This is a genomic window from Pedobacter sp. P26, from assembly GCF_050632135.1.
GTDB lineage: Bacteria > Bacteroidota > Bacteroidia > Sphingobacteriales > Sphingobacteriaceae > Pedobacter.
The window spans coordinates 4,827,275-4,853,233 of the sequence record NZ_CP192574.1; the positions used below are offsets into that span (position 1 = coordinate 4,827,275).

Annotated in this window: 28 protein-coding genes and 2 pseudogenes; 18 read left to right on the forward strand and 12 right to left on the reverse strand. The window is 39.4% G+C overall.

Features of this window, described 5'->3' with window-relative positions; all coding sequences use genetic code 11:
- Positions 1-36: 36 nt before the first annotated feature.
- From ACQ86H_RS22435 to ACQ86H_RS22455, 5 genes are all read left to right on the forward strand, one after another.
- Positions 37-504 carry a hypothetical protein gene (locus ACQ86H_RS22435; RefSeq protein ID WP_431292547.1) on the forward strand — a complete coding sequence of 156 codons (468 nt, stop codon included), beginning with the start codon at positions 37-39 and terminating at the stop codon, positions 502-504.
- Positions 505-594: 90 nt separating this feature from the next.
- Positions 595-1,011: a hypothetical protein gene (locus ACQ86H_RS22440; RefSeq protein WP_431292548.1), complete on the forward strand. Its 417-nt coding sequence runs from the start codon at positions 595-597 to the stop codon at positions 1,009-1,011.
- A gap of 145 nt (positions 1,012-1,156) precedes the next feature.
- Complete coding sequence (locus ACQ86H_RS22445; RefSeq protein ID WP_431292549.1) at positions 1,157-2,158, forward strand: hypothetical protein; 1,002 nt, start codon at positions 1,157-1,159, stop codon at positions 2,156-2,158.
- Positions 2,158-2,379, forward strand: a complete 222-nt coding sequence (locus ACQ86H_RS22450) for a hypothetical protein (protein ID WP_431292550.1) — start codon at positions 2,158-2,160, stop codon at positions 2,377-2,379. The genes ACQ86H_RS22445 and ACQ86H_RS22450 overlap by 1 nt, the downstream gene beginning before the upstream one ends.
- Positions 2,379-3,044, forward strand: coding sequence for a hypothetical protein (locus ACQ86H_RS22455; protein ID WP_431292551.1), 666 nt, complete (start codon positions 2,379-2,381; stop codon positions 3,042-3,044). The genes ACQ86H_RS22450 and ACQ86H_RS22455 overlap by 1 nt, the downstream gene beginning before the upstream one ends.
- Positions 3,045-3,225: 181 nt before the next feature.
- Here the strand turns inward: ACQ86H_RS22455 and ACQ86H_RS22460 are convergent, their stop codons facing one another.
- Positions 3,226-3,891: an arylesterase gene (locus tag ACQ86H_RS22460; RefSeq protein ID WP_431292552.1), complete on the reverse strand. Its 666-nt coding sequence runs from the start codon at positions 3,889-3,891 to the stop codon at positions 3,226-3,228.
- A 120-nt stretch (positions 3,892-4,011) separates the two neighbouring features.
- Between ACQ86H_RS22460 and ACQ86H_RS22465 the strand changes: the two genes are divergently transcribed.
- The 7 genes and pseudogenes from ACQ86H_RS22465 to ACQ86H_RS22495 all read left to right on the forward strand — a co-directional run bounded on the left by ACQ86H_RS22465 (position 4,012) and on the right by ACQ86H_RS22495 (position 8,966).
- Entirely contained in the window at positions 4,012-4,701 is a 690-nt protein-coding gene (locus tag ACQ86H_RS22465; RefSeq protein WP_431292553.1) for an ABC transporter ATP-binding protein, read from the forward strand.
- Positions 4,694-4,999: a hypothetical protein gene (locus ACQ86H_RS22470; RefSeq protein WP_431292554.1), complete on the forward strand. Its 306-nt coding sequence runs from the start codon at positions 4,694-4,696 to the stop codon at positions 4,997-4,999. Before ACQ86H_RS22465 ends, ACQ86H_RS22470 begins: the two co-directional genes overlap by 8 nt.
- Positions 4,996-5,148 (forward strand): hypothetical protein, encoded by a 153-nt coding sequence (locus ACQ86H_RS22475; protein WP_431292555.1) that lies wholly within the window; start codon positions 4,996-4,998, stop codon positions 5,146-5,148. Before ACQ86H_RS22470 ends, ACQ86H_RS22475 begins: the two co-directional genes overlap by 4 nt.
- Positions 5,148-5,477 carry a hypothetical protein gene (locus tag ACQ86H_RS22480; protein ID WP_431292556.1) on the forward strand — a complete coding sequence of 110 codons (330 nt, stop codon included), beginning with the start codon at positions 5,148-5,150 and terminating at the stop codon, positions 5,475-5,477. Before ACQ86H_RS22475 ends, ACQ86H_RS22480 begins: the two co-directional genes overlap by 1 nt.
- A 14-nt stretch (positions 5,478-5,491) precedes the next feature.
- Positions 5,492-7,225, forward strand: coding sequence for an ABC transporter permease (locus ACQ86H_RS22485; RefSeq protein ID WP_431292557.1), 1,734 nt, complete (start codon positions 5,492-5,494; stop codon positions 7,223-7,225).
- A gap of 159 nt (positions 7,226-7,384) precedes the next feature.
- On the forward strand, positions 7,385-7,567 hold the full coding sequence (locus tag ACQ86H_RS22490; protein ID WP_431292558.1) for a hypothetical protein: 183 nt from the start codon (positions 7,385-7,387) through the stop codon (positions 7,565-7,567).
- Between the two features lie 156 nt (positions 7,568-7,723).
- Positions 7,724-8,966: pseudogene (locus tag ACQ86H_RS22495) on the forward strand (gluconate:H+ symporter).
- A gap of 557 nt (positions 8,967-9,523) precedes the next feature.
- Here ACQ86H_RS22495 and ACQ86H_RS22500 read toward each other — a convergent pair.
- From ACQ86H_RS22500 to ACQ86H_RS22510, 3 genes are read right to left on the reverse strand one after another with little or no spacing between them, the layout of a single operon-like run.
- A complete protein-coding gene (locus ACQ86H_RS22500) occupies positions 9,524-11,971 on the reverse strand; it encodes an outer membrane beta-barrel protein (RefSeq protein WP_431292559.1) in 2,448 nt (815 codons plus the stop codon).
- A 30-nt stretch (positions 11,972-12,001) separates the two neighbouring features.
- Positions 12,002-13,927 carry a M56 family metallopeptidase gene (locus tag ACQ86H_RS22505; RefSeq protein WP_431292560.1) on the reverse strand — a complete coding sequence of 642 codons (1,926 nt, stop codon included), beginning with the start codon at positions 13,925-13,927 and terminating at the stop codon, positions 12,002-12,004.
- Positions 13,928-13,959: 32 nt separating this feature from the next.
- Complete coding sequence (locus tag ACQ86H_RS22510) at positions 13,960-14,349, reverse strand: BlaI/MecI/CopY family transcriptional regulator (protein WP_138820429.1); 390 nt, start codon at positions 14,347-14,349, stop codon at positions 13,960-13,962.
- A gap of 328 nt (positions 14,350-14,677) precedes the next feature.
- Between ACQ86H_RS22510 and ACQ86H_RS22515 the strand changes: the two genes are divergently transcribed.
- The 5 genes from ACQ86H_RS22515 (at position 14,678) to ACQ86H_RS22535 (ending at position 17,900) form a co-directional block, all read left to right on the forward strand.
- Positions 14,678-15,055: a FadR/GntR family transcriptional regulator gene (locus ACQ86H_RS22515; RefSeq protein ID WP_431292561.1), complete on the forward strand. Its 378-nt coding sequence runs from the start codon at positions 14,678-14,680 to the stop codon at positions 15,053-15,055.
- Positions 15,056-15,114: 59 nt separating this feature from the next.
- Complete coding sequence (locus ACQ86H_RS22520) at positions 15,115-15,327, forward strand: FCD domain-containing protein (RefSeq protein ID WP_431295447.1); 213 nt, start codon at positions 15,115-15,117, stop codon at positions 15,325-15,327.
- Positions 15,328-15,338: 11 nt separating this feature from the next.
- Positions 15,339-16,172, forward strand: coding sequence for a sulfite exporter TauE/SafE family protein (locus ACQ86H_RS22525; protein ID WP_431292562.1), 834 nt, complete (start codon positions 15,339-15,341; stop codon positions 16,170-16,172).
- 136 nt (positions 16,173-16,308) lie between these two features.
- Positions 16,309-16,584, forward strand: a complete 276-nt coding sequence (locus tag ACQ86H_RS22530) for a DUF1634 domain-containing protein (protein ID WP_431292563.1) — start codon at positions 16,309-16,311, stop codon at positions 16,582-16,584.
- Between the two features lie 104 nt (positions 16,585-16,688).
- On the forward strand, positions 16,689-17,900 hold the full coding sequence (locus ACQ86H_RS22535; protein ID WP_431292564.1) for an ATP-binding protein: 1,212 nt from the start codon (positions 16,689-16,691) through the stop codon (positions 17,898-17,900).
- An 89-nt stretch (positions 17,901-17,989) separates the two neighbouring features.
- Here ACQ86H_RS22535 and ACQ86H_RS22540 read toward each other — a convergent pair whose 3' ends face one another.
- Both ACQ86H_RS22540 and ACQ86H_RS22545 read right to left on the reverse strand, forming a co-directional pair.
- Positions 17,990-18,433, reverse strand: a complete 444-nt coding sequence (locus ACQ86H_RS22540; RefSeq protein ID WP_431295448.1) for an NAD(P)-dependent oxidoreductase — start codon at positions 18,431-18,433, stop codon at positions 17,990-17,992.
- A pseudogene (locus ACQ86H_RS22545) lies at positions 18,422-18,843 on the reverse strand (NAD(P)-dependent oxidoreductase); the annotation flags it as partial. The gene ACQ86H_RS22540 and the pseudogene ACQ86H_RS22545, both read right to left, overlap by 12 nt.
- Before the next feature lie 172 nt (positions 18,844-19,015).
- On the opposite strand from ACQ86H_RS22545, the gene ACQ86H_RS22550 reads away from it, so the two are divergent.
- Positions 19,016-20,119 carry a DNA alkylation repair protein gene (locus ACQ86H_RS22550; protein WP_431292565.1) on the forward strand — a complete coding sequence of 368 codons (1,104 nt, stop codon included), beginning with the start codon at positions 19,016-19,018 and terminating at the stop codon, positions 20,117-20,119.
- On the opposite strand, the gene ACQ86H_RS22555 is transcribed toward ACQ86H_RS22550, so the two are convergent.
- From ACQ86H_RS22555 to ACQ86H_RS22580, 6 genes are all read right to left on the reverse strand, one after another.
- Positions 20,108-20,566 carry an NUDIX domain-containing protein gene (locus ACQ86H_RS22555; RefSeq protein ID WP_431292566.1) on the reverse strand — a complete coding sequence of 153 codons (459 nt, stop codon included), beginning with the start codon at positions 20,564-20,566 and terminating at the stop codon, positions 20,108-20,110. The two genes, ACQ86H_RS22550 and ACQ86H_RS22555, sit on opposite strands and share 12 nt — an antisense overlap.
- A 141-nt stretch (positions 20,567-20,707) precedes the next feature.
- Positions 20,708-20,899: a hypothetical protein gene (locus tag ACQ86H_RS22560; RefSeq protein ID WP_138820422.1), complete on the reverse strand. Its 192-nt coding sequence runs from the start codon at positions 20,897-20,899 to the stop codon at positions 20,708-20,710.
- A 65-nt stretch (positions 20,900-20,964) separates the two neighbouring features.
- The gene (locus ACQ86H_RS22565) at positions 20,965-23,055 is read right to left on the reverse strand and encodes a glycoside hydrolase domain-containing protein (RefSeq protein ID WP_431292567.1); all 2,091 of its coding nucleotides are present in this window, start codon (positions 23,053-23,055) and stop codon (positions 20,965-20,967) included.
- Positions 23,056-23,773: 718 nt separating this feature from the next.
- Positions 23,774-24,292, reverse strand: coding sequence for a DUF2911 domain-containing protein (locus ACQ86H_RS22570; protein ID WP_138820420.1), 519 nt, complete (start codon positions 24,290-24,292; stop codon positions 23,774-23,776).
- Positions 24,293-24,417: 125 nt separating this feature from the next.
- The gene (locus ACQ86H_RS22575; RefSeq protein ID WP_431292568.1) at positions 24,418-25,041 is read right to left on the reverse strand and encodes a class I SAM-dependent methyltransferase; all 624 of its coding nucleotides are present in this window, start codon (positions 25,039-25,041) and stop codon (positions 24,418-24,420) included.
- 91 nt (positions 25,042-25,132) lie between these two features.
- Positions 25,133-25,957: a sodium:solute symporter family transporter gene (locus tag ACQ86H_RS22580; protein WP_431295449.1), complete on the reverse strand. Its 825-nt coding sequence runs from the start codon at positions 25,955-25,957 to the stop codon at positions 25,133-25,135.
- Between the last annotated feature and the right edge of the window lie 2 nt (positions 25,958-25,959).

Here is a 25,959-nt window from a genome sequence, read left to right on the forward strand (position 1 = left end):
AGAATATCAAATTCATTTTCAAGCAATTAAACCAACATGCAAACATTTAAATATTTCGAACAAGAAGGTAATACTTATAAACTAAAAGTACAAAAAGGACTTTTTTACACCATTACTTTTGGTTGTGTTGCGGCCATAATAGCCATATTGATATACAGCACCAGCAGGGCAACATTTTTATATGTTACTTTCTTCGCCCTTATAGGCCTATTGGGTATCTTACGTACAACAGGCTTTATTGCTTTTGATCAGCACAACCGTGAGATACAACGTAAGCGTTTTTTCTTTAGCGCCCCGGTCAGTTATAGTTTTGATGATTTTGACCATTTCCTCATCTCAAAACAAAAAAGCTATTTCATTACCGTAAGTATTCAGGCCATTATGGTAATGAGAAAGGGCAATAAAATCAGACATATTTTACTGGCACAAACTTTATTTACCGCAAAACCCCTGCAAAAACTTAGTGAAGAAGTAAGTACGATAATGGGCTCGTCACAAAATTAAAATTGCAACACTAATTATGACAGGATATAACCAAAAAATAGAAAGTGGCGTCTAAGTTTTCAGCCTGAACGAGATTACAAAGGCAAAATTTTGTTTTTTACTTTCCTTGCGGTAGGAATATTTGTGGTAACCCCAATGCTTCATCTCTACCATGATACTCACTGGGCTGTAATGGCCATTGGTTTAGTATCGGCGCTAACAGCACTTTATGACTTCATATTCCATTTTAATGTTACCTATATTTTTGATCAATACACAAGACAGGTATCTAAAAAAATCCCTGGATTATTTACCCGTAAAATTATGGCTTTTGAAGACGTGCATATCCTTCAGGTACAAGAAGGTGGCCTGCTACATTATGCCTTATCGCATAAACAGAATAAATATGGCAAAAGCTTCGCTATTAGTCAACCCTTTGGCAGTAACCGAAAAAGCCAGATAAGACAAGAGACATTTGAAACAGAGATTTTAACGGAAATAGAAAAAATAATCCACCATAGCGTATGATAAACTAAGAAACCTAACATCCATTCCATGACACAAAAAAGCTCCTATCAATACTCGGTATACACATAACAGATCCAAAAATCATCGATTTCTTCTATGGACCAAGTTTTGAACAATACAAAATATTAAAATTAAATAAGCAGTAATGAACTACGACATCAGTAAAGGACTTTCGATATTCTCGATCATTTACATGTTTTTTTTCGCTTTCCCATTCCCCATGTTTTTATATTACATGATCAAAAGCGAAAACATGCCCAACCTGATGGACAGCAATCCATGGTATTCGCTTGCTTTGTTTGTCATATCTATCCTGTTATGGACCGTATTGTTAATTGGTTATTACCGGAAATGGGTAGTCCGCAACTTTTTGATCAAACGGAACATAGAAAAACTTAAAACCACCGGCGAACCACGTGAGGCCAAAATATTAAAATCTGTAAAAATTTCGAAACCGGGAGCAGCCTACAATAGCTATGAACTTACGCTGCAGTTTAAAAATCTGGTGGGCAGTACTATTACTGTAAAAACTTCGGTAAAAGATGCAAACCCCTACGAACGCCGTTACGAAGTTGGCAAAACCGTCGGTATTTTGTTAGATAAAGAGGTAAAAAATGCTCCTTATTTTATTTTTGCCTCTACAAAGGTAAGCATGAGGAAGGTGATTATTGTTCTTACTAACCTGGCCTGGCTAAGCTTTGCTGCCATTGTTGTTGCTTATTATGTTTATTCTTATGATTCGGAAAGTGAGGGTATGGGCTGGCGTTTTATGTGTATTGGCCATCCTTTATTAACCTGTGCATTTACGCTTCTTCTTTACCGTGGTTTCGGAACTTTTATCCTCAGAAAGTTTAACGGCAAACCTGATAAATTTTTCCAGATTAAATTTAGAGGTACACAAACTAACGCCAGATTGTTAAAAGCCAGCCAAAATGGAACCTACATCAACGAGCAGCCAATGATCAATTTTGAGCTCGAATTTACAGATCAGTTTTACCAAAAACACAGGGTAAATATCAGAAGGATTGTAAATCTGCTCGATCTGGATATCACCAGGCAGGAATATGTTTCTATTTTTTACCTCAAAGAGGATCCACAGCAAGCTGCTTTCGAGAAAGATTTAAATCAAGTTGAAGGAGAATTCTGATGAAAAACATAAAGCAATTTTATAGCCTGATTGTACTCTTCAGCTTGCTTACTTTGAGCTGCAGACAGATCACCAAAAGTGTAGATGAGACCTTTCATCCTAACGATTCTTTAGCCAAAAAATATAATAAAGAAAATCACTTTGGTACAAATGGCGAGTATACAGGAACTACTAAAACCAGTACAACCACTTCTGTACAGCGCCGGCAGGAAAAACGATAGTGATAAACGGCAACACCGTTAATACACCCGAAATGGAGCTCAAAGCAAAAGAGATGTTCCAGGACATTGAATTACTCAAGCAAAAGAATGATCCCTCAGCAGCCAAAGAAATACAAAAAAGGGTAAACAAGTTTCTAAAAGAAATGAAGATGCCACAAGGCGGCCTCAAAAGTATTGATACAGATAAACCGCTGGTAAAGGTTAAAAAGGGAATATTAGGTGCTGCAGCACTAGAAAAGGCAGAAGATCAACTGAAAAAATTGCCCCAGTACCGAAATAAAGGAATTTTGGTATATCAATCCATTCACTTTTATGAGGATGGATCCATAAACCTGATGTTGCAACATCCCATAAACTCTAAATATATTGATGCTTACGAATATCGGAAGGGAGCATGGTCTGCGCCTAAACCCGTGTTGGCCACAGATATCGAACGGCGGACATTTCCTTTAAGCGAAATTCATTTTGCAGACGCACGTAAAGTCATACAGATTTATAATGCTAAAACTGATCAGATTGAAGGTGCAAAGCCAACATCAAATGCTTATATCACCATTTGGGATAATCGCATGCGCTGGGCACCAAGAACAATAAACGGCACCCGTGAGCGATATGATATCCAGTTTAATAATAATGGCACGTTAAAAAGTTTTAGACAGGAGTGAGAATATGAATAAGCTAATTGTAGCCATTATCGGTCGTCACCCTGAATTTATTTCAGGGTCTTTATGGCAGGAAAGATGCTGAAATAAATTCAGCATGACGCTCAGTCTAAATTATTGCACCCAACTCAGCGTACTTTGCGCCCTTTCTCCGCGGCCTCCTGTGGTTAAAAAAACAAGAAAACTACAACAACCCTTTCAATACTACCCAAACATTCTCTGCCAAAATCTTATCCCCTTCTGCTGTTGGGTGTATACCATCTGCCTGGTTTAATTTCGGCACACCGCCAACTTTATCCAGTAAAAATGGAATCAAAGCCATTTGGTTTTTCTTGGCCAAATCAGGAAATATGTTTTTAAAGTCAGAAGCATATTTAGCGCCCATATTAGGTGGCACCTGCATACCCGCTATTACCAGTTTTACATTTGGGTATTTGGCTTTTACGCGATCGATGATATCCTGTAAATTTTTGATGGTTTGTGCCACTGGCAAACCCCGTAACCCATCATTAGCACCCAGTTCGAGTACAAAAATATCAACAGGTTGTTTAAGCAGCCAATCTATCCTTCCTTTGCCACCTGCAGAAGTTTCGCCACTTAAACCGCCGTTAATTACGTTGTATGGCATTTTTAAAGAATCAATCCTATTCTGGATCAATGCCGGGTAAGCTTCCGTTGGATCGAGTCCATAACCTGCTGTTAAGCTCGTGCCAAAAAAGAGGATATTTTTCCTTTTAGCAACTGCAACCGATGTTTTTTGGTCAGCCGAATCTAAAGTTTTATCTGTATTGCTTTTACTTTGTTGGTTTCCACAGCTTAAGAGGATCAGGCTCAAAACAAATAGGCCCATTAATCGTTTTCGTAACATATCTAATAAATCTATATCTAATTATCGTTAACCATTATCTAACAGGTAGCTCCCTGTTATGTTTGACCAAAATCTATACGCAAACCCTAAAAAAATCAGCTATTGGAAAGCATATTAAACATCCGAAATGTAAGCAAAATTTACCAAAGTGCCGGGCGGGAACTCACCGTTTTGGATAACATTAATTTTTCTATCACGGCAGGATCAACCGTGGCCATTACCGGCCCATCGGGAAGTGGTAAAACTACACTGCTCGGTTTATGTGCGGGTTTAGACCGGGCCAGTAGCGGAACTGTTGAACTCAATGGAATTGCTTTGGAAAAACTTAATGAAGATCAGCGCGCTGCTGTGAGGAATCAATATGTTGGTTTTATTTTCCAGAATTTTCAGCTGCTGCCTACTTTAACCGCATTGGAAAATGTAATGGTTCCTTTAGAATTAAGAGGCGCAAAAAATATTAAAGCTCATGCTCTGGAACTGCTGGATAAAGTTGGCCTGGCAGACCGTTCGCATCATTATCCGATCCAATTATCGGGTGGAGAACAGCAGCGCGTTTCGTTAGCAAGGGCATTTTCCAACCAACCTGCCATTCTCTTTGCAGATGAACCTACTGGAAACCTTGATGCCGAAACCAGCGAAAAAGTAATCAAACTGCTTTTTGATTTAAATAAAGATGCCGGAACCACTTTGATCATCGTAACGCACGACCTTGAACTGGCAGCCAGAACCTCAAGAAGCATCAAAATTAAAGGTGGAGCAATCATTTCAGACGAAAATCCTACTTATGCTTAATAGCCTCCCGAAACAAAGCATTAAATTTTCGTGGCTGTTCAAAATGGCCTGGCGGGATAGCAGGAAAAACCGTGCGCGTTTATTGCTCTTTATCTCGTCCATCGTTTTGGGCATTGCCGCCCTTGTTGCCGTTTACTCATTTAAAGATAACCTGCAAAAGGATATCGATGCACAGGCCAAAGAACTTACGGGTGCTGATCTGGTATTGGATAGCCGCAAAGGGATAAGCAAAGCGATGCAAAAATGCTCGATACCCTTGGTGATGAGCGCTCGCAGGAGAAAACATTTGCCTCCATGATCTATTTCCAGAAAAGTGGAGGTAGCCGTTTGGTACAGATGAAAGCCCTTGAAGGCAATTACCCATATTATGGCACGATTGAAACCATTCCGCTGGCAGCTGCAAAAACTTTCAAACCGGAAGAAACGCCCTGGTTGATCAAACTTTGATGTTACAGTTTAATGCCAAAGTAGGCGATTCAGTCAAAGTCGGTGATCTAAATTTTAAAATCCTGGGTACACTTACCAAGGCACCGGGACAAACCGGGATCGGCGCCAGCATTGCCCCAACAGTATATATTCCACTGCAGCTGCTCGATAAAACTAACCTGATTAAAACCGGAAGCCGCATCAATAATAAATTTTATTTCAGGTATAACGATCCGTCTGGTATCGATGCCTGGGTGAAAAAAAGGATGCTCAGCTGGAAAAAGAGGGTTTTGATGCCGATACAGTTGAGTCGAGAAAAGAACAGACCGGAAGATCGTTTAAAGATGTAAACCGATTTCTTGCCTTGTCAGGATTTATTGCTTTGCTGTTAGGCTGCGTTGGTGTTGGCAGTGCTATCCATGTTTACATTCAGGAGAAATTAAGCGCCATTGCCACATTACGGTGTTTAGGTTTAAAATCAAGGCATGCCTTTTTAATCTACCTCATCCAGGTGTTTTTCATCGGGTTAATCGCCTCGGTTTTGGGCGCCATTTTGGGTACAGGCATTCAATTTTTATTGCCCCTGGTGCTGAAAGATTTTCTGCCGGTAGAAATTACCATGCAAGTTTCTTGGCCAGCTGTTGGTCAGGGAATTTTACTGGGATTGATTATTTCGATCCTATTTGCGCTCCCTTCACTCCTATCTGTCAGAAAAATTTCTCCATTAAATGCCATCAGGATATCTTTCGAAAAAGCAGGGGGCAAAAGAGATCCGCTCACCTGGTTGGTGTACCTGCTAATGGCGGCCTTTATTACCGGCTTTACCAATTTGCAGATGAAAACCTGGATACAAACACTGGCTTTTACGTTGAGCATAGCCATTGCTTTTGTGCTGTTAATTGTGCTGTCTAAATTATTGATGTTCCTGGTGAGAAAACTCTTACCTGATTCATCCAGTTATTTATGGCGACAGGGATTTGCTAACCTTTACCGTCCGAATAACCAAACCTTAATGCTTACGGTTTCCATAGGTTTATCAACAGCATTTATCTGCACCCTGTTTTTTGTTCAGGGCATATTGATGAGCCGCGTTACGCTTTCATCAGGTGCTAACCAGCCCAATATGGTGATGTTTGATATCCAAAATACCCAAAAAGAAGGATTGGACAGTTTAACCAAAGCTTTCAAGCTACCGTTAATGAACCAGGTACCGGTAATTACCATGAGGATCGAAGAAATCAATGGAAAGAAAGCCAGTGCCGATACCAATAACAGAAGAGCTTACCGCAATGAGATCAGGGCTACTTACCAGGATACTTTAACGGCAGCAGAGAAAATTACAGCAGGCAAATGGACCGGAAAAATAAAACCGAATGAAACGGTTTATATTTCTCTCGATCAGCGTTATGCCCAATCTATTAATGTTGGTCTGAATGATAAAATCCTTTTTAACGTGCAGGGTATGATGATCCCTACAGTTGTTGGCAGTTTAAGGGAAGTAAACTGGAGCCGGATGCAGACCAACTTCAGGGTCGTTTTTCCGGCTGGCGTACTCGAAGAAGCGCCACAGTTTCATGTGTTAATGACCAGGGTACCATCGGGCGAAGTTTCAGCTCGTTTCCAGGGAGAGGTAGTAAAAAAATTCCCCAATGTATCAGTTATCGATTTAGATCTGGTATTGAAACTCCTGGATGAACTTTTGAGTAAGATCGGTTTCGTAATCCAGTTCATGGCAGGCTTTAGTATGGTAACCGGATGGATTGTCTTAATATCTTCAGTGCTAACCAGTAAAAATCAGCGGATAAAAGAAAGCATTTTATTGCGGACCATGGGTGCGAGCAGAAAGCAGATTTTAGCGATAAACGCGATCGAATATTTCTTTTTAGGTGCTTTTGCGGCAGGTGCCGGTTTAATTCTGGGCATAAGCGGAAGCTGGGCATTGGCTAAATTCACCTTCGATGCCGCCTTTGTACCTCCTCTTGTGCCAACCCTGTTGTTGTTCGGCTCAATTGTATCGCTCGTGGTAGTTACAGGTGTGTTGAGCACGAGAAGTATTCTGAACCAACCGCCCTTGAAGATTTTGAGAACAGAGAGTTAAACGAGTTGCGTTTAGCGCCACGCGAAAAGTGTTAAGAATTTAAGTTTTGATGAAGATACTCGTGATGTACCGCAAACACACCATCCGCCAAACGCTATCCGCTTTTCAATTCATTTAAACTATCTTACAGTTTTATTAATAATTGATACTTTTACTTTTATGATCAGATTAAACAACGATACGCCAAACGATATTCTTCAGGATGTAAAAATTGGCGATATGGTAACCGATACCTTTAGCAAAACAGGCCTGGTAGAAAATATAGAAATTAGTGACGATGGCCTTTACCGGGTTTACGAATTTAACCTTGTTACCGGACGGACAATTACTATTAAAAAGTAAAAAGCGCTAAAAAAATGAAAAATAGACACAGATAATATTAAAATCGGTGTTTATCTGTGTGCATCTGTGGTAAAAGCTACATTTAATCACATTTACCTAAACCCTAACCAAATGTCATTACTTATCCTACTCTTCGGCATCCTGTTGCTTTTCGTGATGATCTTGAAAAAGATTAACCCAATGATTGCCCTGATTGCTGTGGCGATTATTACAGGGCTTTTATTGGGGATGCCTGCTACAAAGGTAATGAACTCCATTAGCAATGGTATAGGTTCCACACTGGGCAGCATGGTAATGGTTTTGGCACTAGGCGCAATGATGGGCAAATTGATTGAAGACAGCGGATCGGCAAAAAAATCGTTTTCATATTAATTGGGGCCTTTGGCAAAAAGAACATTCAATGGGCTGTGCTGTTAACCGGCTTATTAGTGGGGATTCCTTTATTTTACAATGCCGGTTTCGTGGTGTTAATCCCGTTGGTTTTTGCCATTTCAGCCACAACAGGGCTATCAAAATTATACATTGGTATCCCAATGGCTACTGCCCTTTCGGTCACACATGGTTTTTTACCCCCTCACCCCGGACCTGTTGCTTTAGCCGGAATTTTTCATGCCGATATTGGTAAAACATTAATTTACGGCTTAACTTTAAGCGTACCTATTGCGGTTATTGCCGGAATCTATTTTCCACGATTGATTCTCAAACGAAATCAGTCGGGAACAGTTAACAACTTTAACATTGAAGCAGAAGAAAACCTTCCTTCGGCTTCAAGGAGTTTTATTACGGCATTGCTGCCAGTATTCTTAATCATCGCCGGAACCATTGGGAACAGCATCAGGATAGATTATATCGGTAAACCATTATTTATATTTTTAGCCGATCCTACCGCAGCCCTATTAATTTCGGTTATTATTGCATTGGCACTCCAAAAACTTCTATTGCAAAAGCCATGGAATCTTGTGCCGAAGGCGTTAAAAGTATTGCGATGATTATCCTTATTATTGGAGCTGGCGGTGCCTTTAAACAGATTTTGATCGATAGTGGTATGGGCGAAACGGTGAAACAACTTACTGGCAGCCTAAATTTATCTCCATTATTACTGGCATGGTTAATTACCGCATCACTGAGGGTAACCTTAGGTTCGGCAACAGTAGCCGCCTTAACTGCTTCAGGAATGGTACTCCCGTTAATTGGCCCCGGAGCACCGCCGGAGTTAATGGTATTATCAGTCGGTGCCGGAAGTTTAATGTTTTCTCACGTAAACGATACCGGTTTCTGGATGTTTAAAGAATATTTTAACCTGAACCTGAAAGAAACTTTTAGCACCTGGACCATGATGGAAAGTTTGGTTTCTGTTTTGGGCCTTGTTGGGGTATTGGTATTGAATCAGTTTGTTTAGAAAATTGGATCTGGTATTTAGAGAAGCATGTACCCACCATTGCTCGATGCAAGCTAATATTTTAATCTTTTTGGAAAAGCAATTACAGAAATTCTTTGGCTAAAACAGTCCCGCTCCCGCTTCTGCCGATTGAAGAAATCGGCATCCCGCTCCGATCGGGTTTAAAGGGCTTAAACAGTACTACTGTCTAGGGTGAAATAAACCCGACCGACAGCGTTATTCCGTCCTTCACGGAATTAAGAAAAGGGCGGGACTAGCATAACCTAAGCACCACAGACATTGCTTTCCAAAAAAGCCAATGAAAAATTGGCTTTACAATCACAATTTTTCGTCTGCAGCCATGGTTCGTATCCCCACGAACCATTCTTATTTTTACCACGGGGCCCCGGAGAATATGGAAATTGATTGTTCTTGATTTGTCCTATTTTCGAGTTAAACTTAGCTTCCCTCAAGTGGCTTAGGTGGTCAAAACAACAAGAAACTGGTACAAATCGCAGCAGATCCATAACGCTACGCTCCATGCAATAGCTATCGCATCGGGATGACGATCTATTTAGTTAATTCTTTACCCTGTTCTTTTCTGCATCTGCACCAGAAGATTCGTGTTTTGCCGGCGAAGAAAAAGCCTTACCAAAACGGTAACTATAACTCACCACAACCGATCTCGAATCCTGACGGTTAACCCAGTTTGCTTCTGTATTTGCCAGGTTATTAATTACCCCATTGTAAACCCTGGTCCTGAATATATCGTTCGCGGTTAACTTCAATGTGCTTTTTGATGAGAGTTTTTTCTGCACCGCTGCGCCAAACTCATGCACTTCTCCCAAAAAGAACTGTACGTTAGATAGCTTACTTTGATAACGCATATTGACCTCAGCATTCCATGTTGGACTGATTTTGAACTGCAGATTTGGATTTGCCTTTAAGTAACTTCCATAGGTAACCAGAAAGCCCGTATAAAAATCTGTTTTCGAAACTATTTTTGCATACTCCACATAGGCATTCAGTTTAACCCATTTGGTAAGGTCGATCTCTGCATTTACCGAAATATTGGCTACCGTGGTTTTGCCCACGTTAGCTGGCCTGCTGTAATACGTACCATCTACAATCTCTATGGTTTCGTTCACCTCATCCCTCACCCAGCCGTAACCTAAAGTGGTGGTGATTTTATTTTTATAGGTGTGCGAAAGCTCTAAACTTTGTGTAAATGATGGCTTTAAGAATGGATTTCCAACATAATAAGTAAATTTATCCAATGGAGAGAAAAATGGGTTCAGATCCTGGTAATACGGACGATCGATCCTACGTCCATAATTTAAGCCCAACTCATTATTTCCGGCAGTATCCAGTTTATAAGAAAAATAAACCGTCGGGAACAAACTGTTATAGGTTCTTTTAAAACTCGAATCAGGTTTGATCAGATTGCCTAATTGACGCCCGTTAGAAACCGTATTTTCATACCTTAGGCCAGCCTGGAGTGAAAACCGCTTCCCTTCCCGGCTCATATTCAGGTAAACCGCATTGATATTCTCCTCATATAAAAAGTGATTGCTCTTTTCGTAATCGGCACTGGTTTTTCCATTTGAGGTATTAAAGTAATCGGCTATATTATCCGTTTTGGTATAAGCTGTTTTAACACCCGCATCCAGCTTCCACTTATTTTCCAAAGGATGCGAATAATCCATTTTAGCCGTATAGATATCAATATTAGAAGGCAGGTTACCCGTTAATACGTCCTGATATTTTAATGCGCCATTCGGCAGGTAACTGAAATTGTAATAGGTCTGATCTGTTTGGTTGCTGTAAAGCAGGTAATCCGCATCAAATGTAAGTTCCCTGCCGGCCTGTTTAAACTTATGCCTGTAATTTAAGTTTATCCCCGCATTCTGGTATTTAATCTGGTCAATATTTTCGGCCCTGATTACCGAATCGAGCTGCATTGATGCATTGGATAAATTACTGGTATTGTTGTTTACCTGTTTAGAAATCCGGTTCATACCTGTCAACACCACACCCCAGGTCGTATTATCTGAAGCATAATAATCAAGTCCTGTTTTCAGGTTTAGCATATTGCCATGCCTGCGAAAATAAGAATTCTGATTAAAGTAGGATTTGGCACTACCATCCTCATTTTTATATTTTCGGTTCAGGTCCAGATCGGTAAAACTGTTGTTGAGGTTATAACTTAAATTCCCAAAAACATTGATTTTATCCTTACGGTAATTAAAGTTAAAACTGTTGTTCGAACGCGTTAGCTCGCCTTGATTTAAACTCAGGTTAATGCCTCCATTAAACCCAGCAGTTTTGGTTTTTTTAGTTTTGATATTGATTACCCCTCCGTTGCCGGCAGCATCATATTTGGCAGGCGGATTCGTCATCAGTTCAATCTGATCAAGCGAAGAGGAAGGCAGCGAGCGCAAATAACTCTCCAGGTCTGCACCCGACAGGTAAGTTGGTTTATCATCAATAAAGATGGCTACCCCGTTTTTCCCTTTAAGCGAAATTACCCCGTTCTGATCCACATTTACACCGGGCGATTTGCTCAGCACATCCAGGGCCGTTGTTCCCGCATTAGAAATCAGCGCATCAACATTTACCACAGTCCGATCTATTTTCCGTTCAACAAAAGCTTTTTGCCCCGAGATATTGACCTCTTTTAAATTATTGGCGCCCGTGCTCATTTTAATATCCTGCAAGGCTACAACCTGATGGTTCGCATCTAAAACCAATGTATCGGTTTTATAAATCGGCGCACCAACCACCGATATTTTAATCAGGTATTTCCCATAAGCCAGTTGATCAAAACTGAACAGGCCATCCTTTTCAGTGAAAGTGGTTTTGAGCAATACCGAATCTTTTAGCAAGGCTACAGTAGCAAAGTCGATATTTTTTCCTTCAGCATCTAATACACGTCCATAAATTCTGGATGTAGGTGGTTGAGCTTGAGCAAAAGTAAGGGCAATATTCATCCATACGGCTAAAAAAGCCATGAGTGTAAATTTCATGATGTGGGATTGGATTAGCGCTTTGAGAATTTAGTTTTTATTGTTTTCGATCAGGAAATTATACATCAGCGAGTGACTGTCATTTTTCAAAAACCTCTTTTTGTATTTTTTCTGAATGTCGGTATTTTGTTTCACACCGTTTACAATCAGCTCATCTTTATTGAGTTTGTATGATAGTTTATTGGTGCTGCTGATGATGCCGTCTTTCATTAATTCCCGATTGATATCGTTGGTATAATCATGTCCATCACCATTGGTTACGGTTTTTGAGGTCACTATACGCTGTGAACCGGTCCTCGTACTGCCGTTTTCGCCATAAACAGGTGGAGTAGTCGGCGTTGGAGGAGTTGGTGGAGTTGGAGCGCTTGCTGGTGTAGCAGGTACAGCAGGAACTGCCGGCACAGCAACTGCAGCTTTCGGTGCTTTTGGCGCCTTTGGTGGACGAGGTACCGTTTGTATTATTCCATAACCTTTCGATTTATATTCTTTTGCCCATTTCCTGTATTCTTTTGCATCTTCAGCAGCTTGTTTAGCATCAGCAATGGCTTGTTTCGAATCATTTTCGGCAATTTTAGCATCGGCAATAGCCTGCCTACGGTCCAGTTCGGCTTGCTTAGCATCAATAACAGCTTGCTTAGCGTCTTCCTTGGCCTGTTTTACATCGTCCAGCCTTGCTTTTTCATCATCTAATCTGGCTTTTTCATCTGCTTGTATTGCCTTTATATCTTCTTTCGTTTGTTGTTGCTTTTCATTCAGTTTTTTCAGCTGACTGTCCAATTTTGCATTGATCTCCCGTTCAAGTTGATCTGCAGATTTTCCTTCAGCAGACCTGGCTTTTTTCTTTGTCGTATCCTGTAAAGCTATAATTGAAGTGCTTATTTCATTTTTGGCAACTGTTTTTGCATTACCAACGCTTTTAAAAGCGGCAGTACAAACTACAACCGATACCAAAGCGATGGTTAATATTGTTTTTTCCATTTTGTTTAAAGTTGAATTGGTGTTGAATAACATCCTGCTTGCTCTGTGCAGCAGGCTACCTTTGTTCCCGCTCATGGCCATGGCATAAGCAGGTGCACGCTGCTTAAATTCCTGGCACACAATAAGGGCCTGAACGTAGTTTTTGCGATCGTTTACACAGGCGATGGCCAAATCATCGCAGCAATGCTCGCGCTCTGTTTTTATTAATTGCGATACCCAAAGTACCGCTGGGTTAAAGAAGAATACAATTTCGATAAAGCTCTGCAATAAGTTTACCAGGTAATCTTTGCGTTTAATATGTGCCAGTTCATGAGAGAAGATGGCTTCTACTTCTGCATTTGATAAACCATTGAGTAAACCCAAAGGGATCAGGATTAAAGGCTTAAAATGCCCTACTACCATGGGTACCCGGGCGATACCTGATTGTATCACTTTAACCTGTTGGCTTAAACCCAGTTTTTGAGCCAGTTCATTTAATTTCTCGTCCCATTTTTTACCTGCTGCATAAGTTTTATGATTACGCAAGTGATACACGCCATTTAAACCAACCATTAATTGGATACTTTTCCCACAGATGATCAGGAACCACACCAATACAATCTGATAGGCATAAGCATTCCATAAGGAAAGGATTCTGTTCAGTCCGGAATACATATCTTGCTGTACATTTGTAACCGTTTGTTGATCTCCAATTGCCTTTGGCAGGTTAATTCCGATTTGATGAACAGTCTGCGACTGCCCATGGTTAGCCTGTTGTTGAAGCTCCTGACAAAAAGTGATACCTATTGCAATAACAAATAAAGCTAAACATACCGTAAGCAGGTTATAACGCCATGTAGCACTTGCCTTACGGGTAGTAAACATGACCAAACCGGCCAGCAGAGCTAAAATTACACCAAGCCACAAAGAATGGAACAAGGTAGCGCCAAGGGCATGAAGCCAGTTTTCAGGCAGGAGGTTGATTAATTTAAATTCCATTATTATAGTTCTTTAACATCTGTTCTGGTTGATTAGTCCATGCCATCCAATAGCCGCTTAATCTCTTCGATTTCCTTTTTTGATGTTTTCTCATTCCCCAAAAGCTGCATCATCAACTGAGATGCAGAACCTTTGTATAAGGTATTTACGAAACGGTCCAACAATTGAACTTTAGTTTTCTCCTCAGCCTCAACAGGAATATAAATGTGTTTCATTTGGCTTTCATCACGTTTTAATATCCCTTTTTCGGTTAAAATCTGCATTTGCTTTAAGGTTGAGGTATAATTTACCTCGCGCTGTTCGTTCAATTTATCATTTACAAACCGAACTGTAGATGGACCGAACTCCCATAACACCTGAAGAATTTCTAATTCAGCTTTGGTAGGTTCAGGCAGATTATTTTCAGTTTGATTACTTTTCATATTTTAAAGGTACGATATTTTTCGTACGATACAAATATTAGGTTATTTATTTTTCATAAACATTATTAAAATACTCATTTTAAGTCAATTAAAATAATTTAGTATTCTTCTTTAAAACACTGCATTATGCCTTTCATCTTCAAAAGCATGCCATTTACTAATCCAGTTTGATACAAAAGGCTGAAAAGAAACAATTTTTTATTACAATCATCAAACTATTTTATTCAGATCAGCGGAGATCCCATTCAAAACAAAATGATATTGATGAGACACAAAACATCTGATGTTTAAAATAAACATCGTATGTTTGCGCTATTGATTCAAAACCATGAAAAAAGAAAGCAGACTTTTTGAACAGATATCCTTCAAAATCAGGAATGATATTAATAAAGGTAAATTTAAAGTCGGAGAGAAAATTCCTTCAGAACCAGCCTTAATGGAATTATATGGTGTTGGCCGCTCTACGATTCGGGAGGCAATAAAATCGCTAACCTTATCAGGAATCCTCACCGTACAGCAAGGTTTTGGAACAAAAGTTAATGCCACCCCTAGCGAGCCTATTGAGCAACGTTTACGCAGTTCTGACTTTGAAGAAATTAACCAGGTACGGGCTTTGCTCGAGCAGGAAATTGTTCGTTTAGCCACTAAAAACCGTACAGAATCAGACTTAGAGACAATTATTAAGGCACTTGAAAAAGAAAATTAGCTATCGAAAGCGAATCAAGAACTGAATGTGCCAATGCTGATATCGAATTTCACCTGGCTATTGCCAGTGCATCCGGAAACCGTGTACTCGCCGATCTTTATGAAAGTTTCACCGTAATTATCCGCGATTTTTTTGCCAAACGTGCACCTTCCGGTATTTCACATTTTGCGATGAGCCATTATTTACACCAGGCGTTATTTGAGGCCATCAATAACAGGAATGCCGATGCTGCCCGCGAAATCATCACGACCATATTGAACAACAATCATTAAATTATAAAATCATGTCAATTTTAACTTTTACCCTCATCTTACTCCTCGGGGCATACCTTGCAGGTCTTGTAGGCTCCTTAACCGGGCTCGGTGGTGGAGTAGTTGTAATTCCCCTGCTTACGCTAGTTTTTCATGTCGACATCCGCTATGCCATCGGTGCAGCATTACTTGCTTCTATTGCCAATTCATCAGGTGCTGCAAGCGCATATATAAAAGAAGGTATTACCAATATCCGCTTAGGTATGTTTTTGGAAATTGCAACAACCGTAGGCGCAGTAGTTGGTGCATTAATCGCCATTTATACTCCTACAAATACTATAGCCATTCTTTTCGGCTGCGTTTTGCTTTTCTCAGCAGCTATGACTTTAAGAAAAAAGAACCAGGAAGCGTTAACAGAGGGCAGTAAACTTTCAACGGTATTAAAACTCAATAGCAGCTACCCAACACCAACCGGACCGGTTGAGTATAAGCTTAAAAATGTAGGCGCTGGCTTTTCTATCATGACGGTAGCTGGCGTAATGTCGGGTTTATTGGGGATTGGTTCGGGTGCGTTAAAGGTATTGGCAATGGATACGGCAATGAAAATTCCTTTTAAGGTAAGTACAACCACCAGCAATTTCATGATCGGTGTAACCGCAGCAGCCAGTGCTGTAGTTTACCTGCAACGTGGCTATATAGATCCGGGGATTGCATTTCCTGTAGTGCTTGGCGTATTGGGCGGAGCATTTACAGGAGCCAAATTATTGACCAAAATTAATCCTTCGACCTTGAGGATTATTTTCTGTATCGCCATCACTTTCGTTGCACTCGAAATGATTTACAATGGTTATCACCACAAATTTTAATTTAAATGAAAATGAAAAATATCATCTCAACTCACCCTATACAAGACCGCGATGTAGAAAAAATTGTAGGCAAACTGTTAAGGTTTGGTGTAATCACCGCCAGCCTGGTTGTTTTATTGGGTGGCATACTTTTTTGGTGCAAAACGGTACACAAGTCCGGCCTGATTACCATATCTTTAAAGGTGAAGAAAATGAATTCATCACTTTCGATGGGATTTTTATGGGGCTTTTTACTTTTAAGCCGATGGCCATTATCCAGTTCGGCGTATTGCTATTGATCATTACTCCTGTCATGCGCATTGTATTCTCTTTGTTTGCTTTTATACTTGAAAAGGATAAACTATATGTTGTAATCACCTTAATTGTACTAACCATAATTTTAGGCAGCACTTTTGGTGGATTAAAAATATAGCCATTCTATATTTATACGGTATACATGAAACTTTTTAATTTTTACATAAAAGTATACGATATACATGAAACTTTTTATATTTTTGGCAAAAGTATACGATATACATGAAACTCATAAAAAGGCCAACTTATACAAATCGGATTATACCGTTTATCAATAAACAAGTAATTAAAGTACTTACTGGTCAAAGGCGGGTAGGTAAAAGTTATGTTATGCTTGAGTTGATTGAAAACATAAAGGCCACCGATGAAGATGCCAATATTGTATACATCAATATGGAGGTGGATGATTTTTCGCGCATTAAAACACATGAAGATTTATCTGCTTACCTTAAAGACAAATTCCCGTCAGATAAAAACAACTATTTTTTTATCGATGAGGTTCAGGAAGTAAAAGAATTTGAACGGACTTTACGGAGTTTACTGGCAAAAAATACCTGCGATATTTATTGTACGGGTAGCAATGCCAATATGCTTTCTGGTGAACTTGCTACTCATTTATCAGGTAGGTACATGGTTTTTCAGATCCATGCTTTAAGCTTTCTCGAATTTCTTGAGTTTCATCAACTTGAAAATAAATCAGACTCACTTATGCTTTATCTTAAGTATGGGGGAATGCCATTTTTACCAAATATTGGGCTGGAAGAGAACCTACCATACGAATACCTTCGAAGTGTTTACTCTACAATATTGCTCAAAGATGTTGTAGCCAGAGAGAACATCCGTAATGTCTCCTTTTTAGAAAATCTGGTTACCTATCTCGCAGATAATATGGGGAGTTTATTTTCCGCCAACAATATCAGCAAATATTTAAAATCCCAAAAGGTGGATATTTCTACCCAGCTAACCATAAATTACCTACGGGCATTAAGCAATACTTTTTTTGTGCATAAAGTTCAGCGCTCTGAAGTGGGCGGGCTAAAAATATTTGAAATAGGAGAAAAATATTACTTTGAAGATTTAGGCCTCCGAAATGCCATTATTGGTTTTAATCAATTGGCAGATATCCATAAATTAATGGAGAACGCAGTTTACTTACACTTAAGACAACAGAACTTTAATGTTTTTGTGGGTAAACTCGGCGACAACGAAATTGATTTCGTGGCAGAAAAAAACGGCAAAAAGATGTACATACAAGTTTGCCTGACTATACAGAGTGAGAACACTGCGACCAGGGAATTCGGAAATCTTTTAAAAATAGAAGACAACTATCCAAAATATGTTATTACCTTAAATGATATCCTACTCGGGCAAAACAAAGACGGTATAATGCAGAAAAACCTACTCGAATTCTTATCTCAACAGAGCGATAACTAATATAGTTAGATTAAATTATTCAAATACAATAACCATAAGAAAGCATCAAAACCTCCTATGGTTATTCCTTTAGCATTAAAAAGCGCTCTTTACTCTTTAACATGTTTAATTACGGAAATCAAATCTTCCTCTCCATATTTGGCGGTTGCTGCCTCAAAAGTATTTAATGCGGTTTTGGCCAAAGGTGAATCAAGTCCGATTGCTTTGGCGAGGTTTAAATCTTTTACAATATGTTTAAGGGCAAAAGCAGGCTTATAGTTATCGGCTATAATGGCATCGCCTTTAATTTTGGTGAAGGTGTTAGCTATAGCACCATTATTGAGCAGATTAAGCAGGTCTTCAGTTTCAATTCCCTGTTGATTGGCAAATACTACCGTTTCAGCCAAACCCTGGGTATATAGGGCCAATAATGAATTAATGGCCAGTTTAGCCACATTACCTGCACCTGTATCGCCCAGGCGTACTGCCATTTTACCTATTTTTTCTAGTATGGGTTTCACCTGTTCAAAAGCAGTTTCATCGCCACCCACCATAATCACCAATTGTCCTGTTTCTGCCTGTTTTACACTTCCAGAAACCGGTGCATCTAAATATTGAGCTCCTTTTTCTTTACACAGCGTGTCCATTTTTTTGAAATAGCAGGAGAAACGGTACTCATATTAATTATAATTTTACCTGAAATTTCTGCGCTGAAAAGGCCCTCTGGTCCGTTAAAAATCTGCTCAATTGCAGCATCATCAGCTACCATTAATATTACTACCTCTGTTTGGCTAATCAGATTTTTGGGCGTTTCGGCAATCAATGCACCCATTTCTTTCAAAGCAGTTTCTTTATCCTTACTCCTGTTATAAACGGTAACTGCGTAATCAGCTTTTATCAATCGTTCTGCCATTGGAATCCCCATATTGCCCAAGCCAATCCAACCTATTTTTGTAGTGTTCATGTCGTTGTTTTTATGATAAACAAATGTGGTAAAGAAAAAGCTGAAATTATTTAGCAGTTGGTAAAAATACTACCGCAAAATGATTTATTTCGAATTATACGCACCAAAATACTAATAAAATTAGTAAATTAGTCGCTAATAAATTTTGATAACACAAAAGCAATTTGCAAATATGGCCAGCCTACTGAAAGATTTATACTCTCCTGCTTTTTATGATCGTTTAAGCAATGCCTTAGAGATTTGCATTCCAAAATTTGATAAAGGGAAATTTATTAAAGCGGTTTTTATTCCTGAATTTGAATCAAAGGAACTTAAAGAGCGGATGAAACATACCTCGAAGGTTTTGCATGGTTTTTTACCGGATGATTACCCACAAAGTATTGAACTGATCAAAAAAATAATTACACAATTAAGAATACAGGGAATCGGGGAAGATGGACTGGCTTATATGTTCCTGCCAGATTATATTGAAACTTATGGCATAAACGATTTTGAAAACTCAGTTGAGGCACTTGAGTTTGTCACCCAGTTCGTAAGCTGTGAATTTGCAGTGCGTCCTTTTATATTAAAGTACGAAAATCAAATGATTTTAAGGATGCAGCAATGGTCGCTGCACGAAAGCCATAGAGTGAGAAGGCTCGCCAGCGAAGGCAGCCGTCCGAGATTACCATGGGCCATGGGTATTCCGTTTCTGAAAAAAGACCCGATATCCATTTTACCGATACTGGAAAATCTTAAAACAGATCCATCAGAATATGTAAGACGGAGTGTTGCCAACAGCTTAAATGATATTGCAAAAGATCATCCCCAGGTTGTTTTAAATATGGCCAAAAAATGGTCGGGTTTGGGTGCCGAAACAGATGCTATTATTAAACATGGCAGTCGTACATTACTTAAACAGGGCCATGCTGATATCCTTAAACATTATGGTTTAGATGATGCAGGGATTTTATTAAAAGATTTCAAAATCTTAACGCCCAAGATCAGGATTGGCGAAAGCCTGGAGTTTTCGTTTGCTATCCTCAATGAAAACACCTCCGGACAAAAAGTAAGATTGGAATACGCCATTTATTATAAAAAACAAAATGGGCAGAACACCAAAAAAGTATATAAAATTTCAGAAAGGATTTATCCTGCGGGTGCAACAATAAACATCATCAGAAAACAAAAATTTGTACTGATTACCACACGTAAATTTCATTTAGGCGACCACCAGATTTCGATGATTATCAATGGTGCCGAAAAGGAAATCTCGCATTTTGAATTAACGGCTTAACTTTAATTTTAATTCATCAAGTAAAGCGATTTGTTTTTCGTTAATGTGCGTAACGGCATCAGCATAAGCAAACCAATTGGCTTTGTCTATTTCTGCAAAACTTTGTTTTTTACCAGATCGTGGCGGCCATTCTATTTCGAAGGTATTGCTAACAATTGTTGAAGGATCGAGATCTCCTTCCACTGCCCAGCATAATACTTTTTTACCTCCCTTTTGTATAATAGAGGTTAATTCAATGAAATTCCCGGTTAAGCTTTGGCCTGTTTCCTCTCTAAATTCGCGGATGGCAGCCGTTAAAGATTCTTCGTCTTCATTTAATTCTCCTTTTGGCACAGTCCAAAAACCAAGATCCTTTTTGGCAAAGAATGGCCCACCGGGATGAACCAGAAAAAATTCGACCTGCTGATCTTTTCTTCTGAAGAGTAATATTCCGGCGCTTAGTTTCATAAGGGTAAGGTAGGAATTGTATCCAAAGAAGTCAAGTTTTTAAAACTTGACTTCTTTCAAATTAATAAAAAAGCAGCCAAATTTTTCAAAATTTGGCTGCTTTATATAATCTGGTATGATGAGATTTTTGGGAGGCGTTTTTTACAACAATCCGTACAAACCGTGAGCATAGTTCCTTAATGATGACGATACCGTCTTCATCTTGTCAGGTGATGGGCCTTTTACTTTATACGCTTCGGGATGAAGTTCTAAAGGCTGTTCATTAACTTGTTCTAAGGTGTTTTTGTTGCCTAGTGTTGCATTTTGTTCTTCGCTTAATTTTAAAGGTGCCATGATCTTGAATTTATACTAGAACAACAGAAATATCAGGAATTAGTTTGCCCTTTTTTATTAATTTTTTAAAATTGTTTTTCAAGATCCGAAACCCAGTTTTCGGTATCCGAAATTTTAACCGGAACAGCCGAAGCAACGATTTTCAATATTCCTCCGGAATTAATCTCTTCCTGGGTGATAAAGTTCTTTTTAAAAGGCTTTCCGTTGAGAAAAACAGCCTTGATATATTTATTTTTCAAGCTAAAATTTTCAGTTTCGATCGTAAAAGTCTTTCCATTCGGCAGGTTATAGCTTAACGATGGAAATAAAGGCACGTTTAAATAATAAATCGGCCACCCTACGCAGGCAGGAGAAAAACCGCTTGCCGCAAAAACATACCAGGCACTCATCGCTCCGGCATCATCGTCCATCGTACGAAGATAAGCATCTGGCTGGTTTCTGTAAATTTTGCCGATGTAACTGCCGATTCCGCGGCTGTTATCGTTAAAGTAATTCTGGATTACCGTATCAGTCGCCAATTGATGCATCCAGTACTGCGATTTATAACCAGACCTGGTAACATTATACATCAATGGCACCTGCAAATCTGGTTCATTGGCATGGTTGTATAAGTCACGGGCAAAAAATTCATCCAGTTTTGCCAGATAAGATTCTTCTCCTCCGTCCAATTCAATTAATCCTTTAAAATCATAAGGCACAAACCACCGGTATTGCCAAATGGTTCCCTGGTATAAACCGCGGGCCTGCATGCGGTCAACATCATTTTTGGTCATATCTTTAAAGTCTTTGTTCCAATATTTCTTGTATTCAAGTGCTTTATTGAGATAAAAATCAGATTTTTCTTTATTCTTTAAAATCCTGAAGATTTCTGCCAATGCCCAGTTATCGTAACTCGATTCTAAAGCTTTATCCGGAGATTTATAATCCAGGCCATTTGCTTCTTTCTCTAGTGAATCTGCAATTTTATTAAAATCAACCGGATAGCCCTTACGGTAGGCATCAAGCAAAACCACAATGGCATGTTCTGAGCGTACAGTATTTGAGGGTTCATTCTGCCCAGCATAATCTTTTTTACCTGAGTTATACAGATCAGCAATAGAACTCACCATTCCGGCATACCTGTCTTGTTCAATTAGCGAAAGCAAGGGTAACTGTGTACGGTAATTGTCCCATATCGCCCAGCCGTTGTAACGGATTTCTTTATCTTTCTGAATTTCACCCTTTGTATTGCGATATGTTCCGTCGGTTTCAGAAATCACATAAGGCGACTGCATGGTACGGTATAAAAGCGAGTAGAACAACTTTGCACTTTCCAGATCGCCATTTACGGTAATTTTAGAAAGATTTGAATTCCAATCGGCGTTGCTTTGTTCTTTTACGGTATTGAACGGATTTTTATTGATAGCTGCTTTTGCGGCTTCGACACTGACAGAAGAAAGGGCGATATTGATTCCTGCCGAAGTTACCGCTCCTTTGAGCATGGCAATCATTTTATGATCGCCGATTACTTTCCATGACACATTATCGCCGATTTCCATATAGTAGAACATCTTGTATTTACCTGCACCACAGGTTGTTCTTGAGGTAATCCATCCGCTTACCGTATTACCGTTCACATCGTGAGATTCAGCTACAAAAGCACCGTTAAAAGCATAACCTAAATCGAGGTAAAAACCTTTAGGGCCTTTCGGAAATTGATAAGCATGCTTTCCAGCCTTGCCTAATACGGTAAAACTGGCTTTAATGTTATTTTCAAAACCAACTTCATAATATCCCGGACTGGCTTTTTCAGAAACCTTAATCAGCTCTGACTGTGCCGGATCGTTACCTAAAAATGGTTTGATGAAAATATTACCGCCCGAGCCCTGACAGCCTACACCTTCAAACCGGTTGTGTGTAAAACCTTCGAATTTCCTGGCCAGGTATTCGTACCCCGTATGTGTTTTAGGGTAAGTCTGCGGACCAATGCTCAACATACTAAAAGGTGCCGATGCAGCTGGCGACATCTGCCCATGATCGGCAGAAGAGCCTAGAAAAACATTCACCTGATCAACAGGTTTAGCAGTTCTAATAGAAAAATGCTGTGCTTTTTGTTGTGCTAAAACGTTTAATGAAAGAAGCGGCAATAAGGCCAATAATTTAAAGGGAAACTTCATTATAGGGTGCTGGTTTGTAATTCGGCCTAAAATAACATTTTAACATGAAGTTGATATTATGTGTTAGGTTCTTTACAAAATGGGAGAAAATGCTTTAACAAATATGTTTGTTTATTTTGAAGCGCAATGCCTTTACTAAACAAGAAGTTTCCTCCCGTTTTTCGTTTTTACGCTTCGCTGCCTCGTACCTCGTTGCTGCAGGGTAAACGCTTCAACTGGGGCTAGGTGGCTACAGCAGTATTTCATTTGTTTGGCTGCAGGGTGTACAAACTCTTGTTTCTAAACCCGATTGCAATGAAAAGCCCACAGCGAAGCGAGGACTTATAATGGAAAGCGGGACTACAAGCCGCCAAGAACCACAATCTATTCTTTTCATTATAAAAAACTATCGATTTTAATTGAAGCGCAAAGCCTGTACTAAACAAGAAGTTTCCTCCCGTTTTTCGCTTTTACGCTTCGCTGCCTCGTACCTCGTTGCTGCAGGGTAAACGCTTCAACCGGGGCTAGATGGCTACAGTAGTATTTCATTTTTTTAGGCTGCAGGGTGCATAAACCCCTGGTTCTAAACCCGATTGCAATGAATCCCGACGTTAAGTCGGGAGTAATGGAAAGCGGGACTACAAGCCGCCAAGAGTTACAATCCAGTCATTTTCCAAAAAAAGCATAAAAAAACCGTCCAAATGTAAAATCAGGACGGCTTGAAAATAATTTTATCTTACTATTTAATATTAACCGGAACAGAAATTTTATCCCAATCTAAAGAGAAACCACTTTTGGTAATTTTGTAAACCAAACGTTCTTGTGTTGCTTTTAATGCTTTGGTTTTAACTTCTACGCGTAAAGCATCTTTTGCTTCTTCGTATTTGTAAGCACCCCATTGTTTCGGTTCTTTGTTAAAAATGGCTGTCCACGTTCCGCTTTCTTTAGGAATTAAAAAGAAGCTGTATTTTCCTGCAGCCAAAGGTTTACCTTCTACCACGATATCTTTATCGGTTTCGAAAGTTGTAGCCTCGTTTGCACCAGCACGCCATACTTTGTCGAATGCTTCCAGGCCTCCCCAGATTTTACGTCCTTTTACGGCTGGGCTGCTGTAATTGATGGTGATGGTTGCACCTTTAACTTTTCCGGTTGCTGTAGCCGCGGGACTTGGCTTAGGCTGAGCATCTTGAGCCATTGCACTTACAGAAACGGTAATTGCTGTAAAGAGCAACGCGATTGATTTAATCATCGTTTTCATAGAATTATATTTATTTGTTTTTGTTGTTTTTTTGATTTTACGAATTTATGGCTTTCGGTTGAATAAAACTATAATCCCAGTGTCTAAAAACGCTGGAAATGCTTTATTATTTCACTTCTGATTTTCTATTTTTTCCGACCCACAAACCTAATTACAGAACCTTGCCCGTTATGGAACAAACCTTCGCTCAGTTCAATTTCTTTTTCTTCCAATACAATAATCTCATAATTTTCAAAATCAGCTTTTATTTCTTCGGTAGAAAATAGCATATCGATTTCTTTCGGGCCACCAACTTTTTCATTTTTGGCAAGATAATCAAGATGTTTCTTGCTAAAAGCTTCGAAAATAAGCAAACCGCCCTTGCGTAAATAATTGCTAAGTATTTTGTGGTAGGTTGATTTAATTGCCGCTGGAAAGTGTGCATAAATTAAGGCAATGGCACCAAACTGTTCAGCTTCATAGTCCAGCTCCTGAAGTTCGCCCACCTGGTAATCAATGCTAACGTTATTGTTTTCTGCGAGTTGAAGTGCTTTGTTCTTTCCTTCAATACTAATATCAAAGGCCGAAACCTTCCAACCGAGTTTAGCTGCAAAAACAGCATTTCGGCCTTCGCCTTCTGCCGGAAAAAGTATTGTTCCGGTCTTGAGTTGCACCAACTGCTCTTTTAAATAGTTATTCGGTTGTTCGCCATAAGCAAACTCATCGGTCCTGTATCGGTCATTCCACCTGTCAACCCAAGCGTCGTTCATATTTAGCGTTATCTATTTTGTCGAAAATAAAGGTATTACATTTTAGGCTTGTGCCCGGCGAATGAATATCTGCTGAACGTAAAAATTAACTTTACCTGTCGGCTACGGTTTTGGAGTTAGCAAACAAGAGGCCAATTACCGAGAACATAATTACTGCTGCTGCGCCGATTACATTGAGCCAGAGAAATGAAACAATATCGAACTCATATACTGCTACGACGGCAATTTCGGAAAGGATGGCTGCAATAAAAACCAGGGAGCCGTTTATCTTTTTAAAATAGAATGCCACCAGGAAAATACCCAAGATTGGTCCATAAAAAAGCGAGCCCAATACATTAACTGCTTCAATCAGCGAACCCATTTGTGTAGCAAACATGGCAACAGCTATCGAAAAAATACCCCAGGCTAAAGTATGCAAACGGCTATATTTTAATTCAGTTTCGTCATCTACTTCTTTTTTACCGAAAATGAGGTGTACATCTTTTAAAGAACAGGCAGCCAGCGAATTTAATGCTGCTGAAATAGAGCCCCAGCTGGCCAAAAATATTACAGCGAAAAGCAGACCGATCATCCCAACGGGAAGGGTATTCTTTACAAAATATAAAAAGATATAATTGGTATCGGTTTTTTCTGCATTGTAGTTCGATTTGTTGATGGCCTCTTCTACTCTGCCGTGCAGTTCTTTTACCTGTTTTTGGGTCGATTTAAAATTCTCTATCGAAGAATTTAGAGATGGTGATTGCTTTTTCTTTTCTACAAGGATATTTTTTGATTGCTGGTTAAATTTCTGCGCTAAAACATCGTGTTCCTTTTCGAAAGCTGCGGCTTGCTGAGGTTGGGTTTCTTTTAAATACTGATAGGACCGTTCATTGAAATAAATTGGTGCCGGTTTTAAAGAGAAAAAGCAAATAATAATGC